General features: G+C 40.4%; 8 protein-coding genes. All 8 read left to right on the top strand.

The window, feature by feature from the left end:
• The first annotated feature begins 37 nt into the window (after positions 1–37).
• On the top strand, positions 38–355 hold the full coding sequence (locus ACYQ21_RS14360; RefSeq protein WP_460059262.1) for a hypothetical protein: 318 nt from the start codon (positions 38–40) through the stop codon (positions 353–355).
• Between the two features lie 124 nt (positions 356–479).
• Complete coding sequence (locus ACYQ21_RS14355) at positions 480–968, top strand: hypothetical protein (protein WP_460059261.1); 489 nt, start codon at positions 480–482, stop codon at positions 966–968.
• 148 nt (positions 969–1,116) lie between these two features.
• Entirely contained in the window at positions 1,117–1,671 is a 555-nt protein-coding gene (locus ACYQ21_RS14350) for a hypothetical protein (protein WP_460059259.1), read from the top strand.
• 15 nt (positions 1,672–1,686) lie between these two features.
• Positions 1,687–2,388 (top strand): hypothetical protein, encoded by a 702-nt coding sequence (locus ACYQ21_RS14345; protein ID WP_460059257.1) that lies wholly within the window; start codon positions 1,687–1,689, stop codon positions 2,386–2,388.
• An 82-nt stretch (positions 2,389–2,470) separates the two neighbouring features.
• Entirely contained in the window at positions 2,471–2,686 is a 216-nt protein-coding gene (locus ACYQ21_RS14340) for a hypothetical protein (RefSeq protein WP_460059255.1), read from the top strand.
• A gap of 16 nt (positions 2,687–2,702) precedes the next feature.
• Positions 2,703–3,311, top strand: a complete 609-nt coding sequence (locus ACYQ21_RS14335; protein WP_460059254.1) for a hypothetical protein — start codon at positions 2,703–2,705, stop codon at positions 3,309–3,311.
• Positions 3,312–3,448: 137 nt separating this feature from the next.
• Positions 3,449–3,559, top strand: a complete 111-nt coding sequence (locus ACYQ21_RS14330) for a type I toxin-antitoxin system Fst family toxin (protein WP_460059253.1) — start codon at positions 3,449–3,451, stop codon at positions 3,557–3,559.
• A 273-nt stretch (positions 3,560–3,832) separates the two neighbouring features.
• Positions 3,833–6,509 (top strand): MSCRAMM family protein (locus tag ACYQ21_RS14325; protein ID WP_460059252.1); only part of this gene is annotated, 2,677 nt, incomplete at its 3' end.

Below are 6,509 nucleotides of genomic sequence, written 5' to 3'. Positions count from 1 at the left end.
TTTGATAATGTTCTGGCGCAACTTGAGGAGGTCACTCATGGCTAATTTAAGTAAGTATCTTGACCCTGAAAACAGTCAAAAGACACATATTCCGCTTGAAACAAGGCGCAAGCAACAAGTGCAGGTGTCAAAAAAACAGAATAAATTGACAACAGTCAAGGTCACACTAGAGAGCTATGAAAAGCTGAATATCCTCAAAACAGCAACTGGTCAAACACATTTGAGCTTGCTTGATGCGGCTTTAGAACTTTACTTTGAAACGATCGCCCTTGAAAATCAGAAAGTGAAAGCCTACAAGGCGTTGGCTGATGATTACAAGGTCGTAGATGGTCAAATGACTATTGATGATTTCTAAGGCTGACTAAGTAGCAGAAATACAAGGAAATGCTTGTATTTTCTGAAATGTAGACAATGATTTTGCCTATATTTTAGAGAATGCAAGTCGTAAATTTAATGACATAGAAAGTGATGGTATTAAAATGTTTGATTCAACAACAACTGTTCAAGCCAATAACGGTTTGATAGCTAAAACACAAGTAGATAGTTATTTCGTGAGAGAACACGTCAATAATATTTGGGATTTAACCTGTGAAACCCCAGTCAATGGAGACCAACCTGTTGAGGTACTACAAATATTGATTGTAGGGGATTACTTTATTGCTGAAGTAGTCAATAGGGATGATAAGGAAATAGATGAAGTGGTAGCTGATGTTTTTACAAGAGCTGTCAAGGTTCGTCAGTCAAGTTCTTTATTGGCTGGAGAGGTTGAGGAATTACTTGCTAAAAAGATTCAAAATTACGCTGATATGGGTTACCAGTGCTTTAAGTTGTTTAAAGATGATGATTGGGGAAAAACCCAGTCCATGATTAGTTACTGTCTATCAGAAAGAGGGCGATCAAGGCTTGAATCACTAGGCTACAAAATAATCGATATAGATAATAAGGTTACTGTTAGTTGGAAAAAATGAAGGGGACTAAGCATTGAACAGTTTAAATTCTATTTTTAGAGTAATACGAAGAAAAATTTTATTCCTCTTGATAATAGTTGTCCTTGGTCTAGTGGTAGTTTTTCTTTTTAAGCCTACTCATTTCATCAAGTTTGTGGAAGAACGCAACATGACAAAGATTACTAAGGGACAACACTTTTTACCAGAGTATGAGACAGCAGGAAAGCAAGTAGTGGCTGATATACTTGCAGAGGCTAACAATCAATCAGAAGTTTTTGGAAGTAAAACCTACACGGTTGACCCTGATGACAAAGAAAACAACGATAAAAAAGAAGTTCAATTTGATAAATTTCTTTTTACAGAGATTGGCTTGAGAGCATTTGATACTAAGCATTATACAGAAATCAAATTTTCAACTGCAATGAATTTCAATCAACAAGGTTTATCAGTCCTTCAATCAAATGTAGATCCTATTACGTATAATTTTAAATCAAATTCATTTGATCAGACGATAAACACTGAGTACTTGAAAAAAGATTTAGTCGGTCTATGCGTTGTTCATGGCAGTAAAGACGTGACCGATAAAGGGACTTTAAAAATAAAGAACGGCTTGATTACTTGGAAAATGAACGAGGATGAACTTAAACGTGTCAATGATAATACCTCTGATGATGATTTCTTCTTTTTCGTCTTCCAGACGAAACCTAAAACGGCGATAAAATAGTGAAAGAGGGCGAAAATGGATAAATACACCTATTCAGAATACTTGAAAGAAATTAGTAAAATTCCTAAAAATAATCAGCTAGCTCATACCATAGGTTTGATTGCTTTTAGCTTAATAGTGATAATCATACTGTTATTCTTTATCATGCTTTATGACGATTATCTAGATAGGGACACGATCATCGTACTGCTTATTCCTTTACCTGTGCTAGCCATTATATTGATTGTTTGCTCGTGTTCAGGAGGGTTTAGAACTTCCAAATATAAAGGGCTACCAAAATCTGAGATACAAAAAACATATTTAACTCAGGCGAAAAAGATAGAGATTAGCGAGTCAATTCCAATCTATAACTTAAACACGACCAACTCACAAGAAATCAATGGTCATGTTTCAGGCGGCTTTCTGTTTGTCTATGGCAGCGTTGAAACCTCAAACAAAAGAGATTATAGGTATGTGGTTAAAGAGACGGATGGCTATCAATTTTTGAACCTAAAAAATGAGTATAGCCTTTCTAGTGACAAGCAGGTCTTCATCAATGAAACGACTGAAAGTCCTGCTTTGGTAATTAAAAAGCAGACATATGAAGATAAGCGCTTTGATAAACTCTTGAGGGAATTTAACAGTAGTCGTTGGTCTCACTTCAAGCCTCTTTCAGATGAAAAATTTATTTTCAATGTGCCTAAGGGTTCAGTAGTTAATTCGTTTGAGGCAAAGTGATAAAAAAACATTATCGTAAAAGTGGAAAATTACACTTTTACACCAAAGATAAGCTAGAAATATGATAGAATGGAGGTAAGAAATGGCACTAACAAATGAGCTGGAGAAAGTACTCAAGCATCTTGAGCGAGAACAAAGGTGTGCGATACCATTTAGTGGCTTAGTATATGGTAGACTTGGATTAGATGACGAGTTCTGGATGTCTGAATTACGTGAGCGGATACGTAGAAACGGGCATCCTAAATATGAACTGGTGCTTTATAAAACTATGCCGCTAGTTATCGTCGGAAATAATTAATAAAGGGAGAGAAAACATGAACTTGATCACAAAAATTCAAAATACAACGTTAAAACAACGGATTATTGCAGGTGTAGTAGTCCTAGCTTTACTTGGCTTAGGTGCTGGTGTGAGCGTACACAAGCACAATGTGGCATCTGCTAAAGCTGAAGCGAAACAAGAAAAAATCGCCGCAGATAAGAAAGCTAAGCAAGACAAAAAAGCCAAGGTAGAAAAAGCAGCGGCTGAGAAGGCTAAGTTTGAGGCTGAAAACAAGGCGAAGCTCAAGGAGTTAGCGCTTAAAAAGGAAACAGAAGCTAAGGCGAAAGCAGATGCGGACGCCAAGGCTAAAGCTGAAGCAGACAAAGCGCAAGCCGAACAAGCGCAGGCGGAACAACAAGCACAAGCTGCAGCACAGGAACAGGCGCAACAAGTCGCACAGGCTGAGGCACAACCTGACTATAGCTATGCACCACAGCCAGAAGCGCCAAGTAACAATGCGCCTGCAACACCACAACAACCTTCAAATCCCAACGAGCATCCAGTTGACTGGTCTCAGGCTGGGCGGGATAAGGATGCGTATGAGGCTAGTCAGGGTGGGAATTATGATGGTACAGGCAAAGATAATCCGTGGGGAATAAAATAAGATAGAAAAAGGCAATCATCAAAATGGTTGCCTTTTAATTATTGTCGGAATTTGTGATTAATCGCATAGTAATTGTGATATAATAATCTTTGGGCTCGCTACCTTACTATGTCGCAACATAGGAGGAGGTGTTACGAGTGTTAAAGGAATTAATTACGTTAATTGTCATCCCGATTTTGGTCGGTCTAGTCGTTGAGCTTGTCTCTATGCTAGTCGCTCGTTTGCTTGACGAGAAAGATGATGATTAAGGCGTGCCCTTAAACAAGCCACACGCTAGTAATCGCATCTAGTGAAAAAAATACCCTAGAGATAGCCGTCTCTGGGGTATTTGTGTTACGAGCTAAAATTAATTACGTTTCGCTAAATTCATTATACCACTTTTTGAAATTTATTGTCAAATTTTGTTCAAAAATTGATTTTGGGCTTAAAACATTGAAAATAACCAGACCGAAAAGTCGATAAACTAAGCATGAGAAATCTTTGACAGGTTTCTCTTTTTTTATTTCCAGAAAGGAGATTTTGTGAACAAACACAAGTTCAAAAATCAGCGACGGCAACGGAAAGTTTGGCTCTATATCGCCAGTCTATTCATGTTAGTCGCTGGTAGTCTACCGATGACTGCCATGGCGGAAATCGTCAACGGCACGCAAATCGGGACAATCAACGGTAAGCCTGTCGTCAAGGCACAGTCTAATGATATGTCCTCGGCGAGCTTTCAAGCGACTGTTAATGGTCTCTTAAAAGATGCCAATACGGACGGTGTGAAATACATCGCTGATAATATTGGTTGGCAGAGTAATACCACGCTTTATAGCGGTCAACCACTTTCATCCTTTGGTAGTGCTGCTAACTTCTTCTTAGGCAATGATGGCTTTAATGGTACAGATTTAGCTATTCATCGAAATCAAGGTGTTGATTTCATTGTCCAAAATGTTGGGTCGATTAAAGACATCAATACAGGTCAAAATATACCTGTATCAATGAAAATCAGAAACAACGGCATAGCACACGGCGCAGATGGTCAGACCAATCAAGATGCTATATTTGCCATTAAGAATCAAGGTGGCACAATCACTATCGGTGCGGTCACACCTGTATCGGGAAGTAGCTCAGGCGGTGGACAGTCTGAAAACGGCGGTGGTTCAGGTGGTAATGTCGGCGACGGTTCAATGGTTGGTTTCATCGAGAAGGTTCGGACGACTGTTTCATTAGTCCGTTCAGACAACGGTCAAGAAATCCCTAACGATGAACTTCTCGTCGCCATGAAAGTCAGCGACGTCGATGCTAACCAGCTTGCTGAGGTTGATGCTAACGGCGCTATCGGCTACATCGTATCGCCTGACACTGCTTTGTCTGTTTCAGGTAACGGCTTGCGTTCAACCTCGAACGGTGCGAGTGTGACAGATTCAGCGCTTTTGATGAACAACTCTTATGTTGTCCTGAAACGCTTTAATTCATCGCTCGTCGACTACACCTATATGGACGGTCAAGGCGATCATGCGGACATTGTGTTCGCCTTATTCGGTAAGCTTTGGTTTGAATTGAACCTTGAAGGTACGTTCATGCTAGACAAGTCCTTAGTTGGTTATGGCGATACACTGCCTAACAAGCTCTACAGCTTTACCCCCATTGTCTTTGATATTTTTGATAAAGCTAACAAAAAAGTTGGGGAAATCAAGGTGCCTGCCGACGGTAAGCCAGTTGAAAGTATGCGACTTACAGCAGGAGATTACACCCTGAAAGAACGTGCCAGTTCAGTCACGTCAGAGACAGGTCAGACGCTCAATACTCAGACTTATAAAGTCACGGTCGTTGCAGGTAAAACAGGAGCCGCAGGACCGACTGTTAAGGTGGATAATCAGCCTGTCCTTGTTAAAATAACTGTGGACAAATCAGGGGAAGAATCTCTTAAAACCATGTACAACGGCAACTATTCGCTTAAAGGTAACCAATTTAAGCTGACAAGCAAGACTGACGGTAAGAGCTACACCCTCACAACTGATGAAAAAGGGCTTGCTAGCGTCGATAAATTGCCGCTTAGTGAAGCATATGATATTGAAGAAATTAAGGCTTCAGACGGCTTTGTCTTGACCTTCAAACCCCAAACATTGAAACTGGTCTGGAAAGACAATCAGACAGCCGTGATCACAGGCGAAGTCAAGGGGACAAACAAGGAAATCAAAGGCCAAAATCAGTTAGATAAAACGGACAAAGAGACAAACGCAACGGATTCACGTGGTCAAGGTGATATGTCCAAAACCAAGTATCAGCTCTTTTATGGCGATGATGCGGTAGGTTCAGCGCCACATAAACAAGACCAAGCTGTCAAACAAAATGACATCGCTAAATCACCATTTACCATTCTCAAAGGTAAAAAGGTGGCATCTTACTATGCGGACGGTAAACTGGTCACTGTAGGCGATAACCTGGTCTTACAGGTTGATGCCAAAGACTTGTCTGTTGCTGTCGGGAATTTAACAATCGGTAAATACTATTGGCGAGAAGTAGATGCGCCAGTAGGCTATGCGCTTGACCCTAACAAGCATGCGTTTGAAATCACTAAAAAAGATGACCAAACACAAAACATCATCACATCTAACACCAAGTCTCAAGACCAACTGATTAAGGCTAAAATCAATTTCCAAAAATTAGTTGAGATTGTGGGCGAAAGTGCTGAATCAGGTTACAACGACATCAATTTCATTTTCACACCGATTAAAGGGACGAAAGCTGAGCCTAAAGTCGTGACAACTGGCATCAAGGATGACACGGACGGCTATGGAGAAACCCTTCTCGAATACGGCGCATGGCAGATGTCAGAAGACCCTGAAACAGCGCCAGAAGGCTATGAGTTGATTAAGGATATTTATATTCACATGACAACTGATACCAAGACGGATGTTGTGACAATTACAGCTAGTTATAACGAGGACGGCTCAAAACCTTTCTCTAAACGCCAATTCTATCAATCAGATAATTCTGGTACTGCTAACGATTCTATCTCTGGTTCAAAAGGTGGCACGATTACGGATAGCACGCCTTTCATCAGCCTTTCTAAGCTGACTTTTACAGATAAAGGTATCCGTGAGCCAGAGCCTTCTATCGATGTCGAAAAGACAAATGCGCCAATCACGGAATCAGGTGTCGGAAACAACGCTGATAAATCTAACAATCTCAGCGCAGGCGACCATGACACGC

Source organism: Pseudolactococcus yaeyamensis (assembly GCF_054658615.1).
This window is presented reverse-complemented; position numbering and strand designations above follow the sequence as displayed.